Below are 513 nucleotides of genomic sequence, written 5' to 3' on the forward strand. Positions count from 1 at the left end.
GTACGTACTCGTGGGCATAGTGCCGGGCTCGGAGACGCAGTATCTGGACACGGGCCTCTCACCGGACACGACCTACTACTACCGCCTCATGGCAACGGGAGGCGGACAAACGAGCGACTGGTCGAACACCGCCCATGCCACAACGCCCGCACAGCTCTTCCCACTCACTTACCACCGCAATTACGAGGCGAGCGACGCCGTTACGGCGAACGGCGGCGAGTTCGGGCCCTTCCAATCCGTAACGTTGAGCGACATTACCTCAGTTGGCACCTCGGGCGCCAACTGGACGCGCGTGGGCTACCAGTTCAGGGGTTGGAACACCGATGCCTCCGCCGGCTGGGGCTTCATGGACTACACCATGCCGTACGGTCCCTCGTCGCTGTACGCTATCTGGGCGGCCATGTACGCCATCGAGTACGACGGCAACGGAGCCGACGGCGGCACGGTGCCCGTCGACCCCCAGGCGTACGCCGAGGGAGATGCGGTGACGGTGGCCCCCGACGAGCCCACGAG

General features: G+C 65.3%; 1 protein-coding gene. It reads left to right on the forward strand.

Going from position 1 to position 513, the window contains the following annotated elements:
* On the forward strand, positions 1-513 hold a 513-nt coding region (locus tag F8C90_RS10830; protein ID WP_158050502.1), incomplete at both ends, for a fibronectin type III domain-containing protein.

Source organism: Ellagibacter isourolithinifaciens, assembly GCF_008831035.1.
GTDB classification, from domain to species: domain Bacteria; phylum Actinomycetota; class Coriobacteriia; order Coriobacteriales; family Eggerthellaceae; genus Ellagibacter; species Ellagibacter isourolithinifaciens.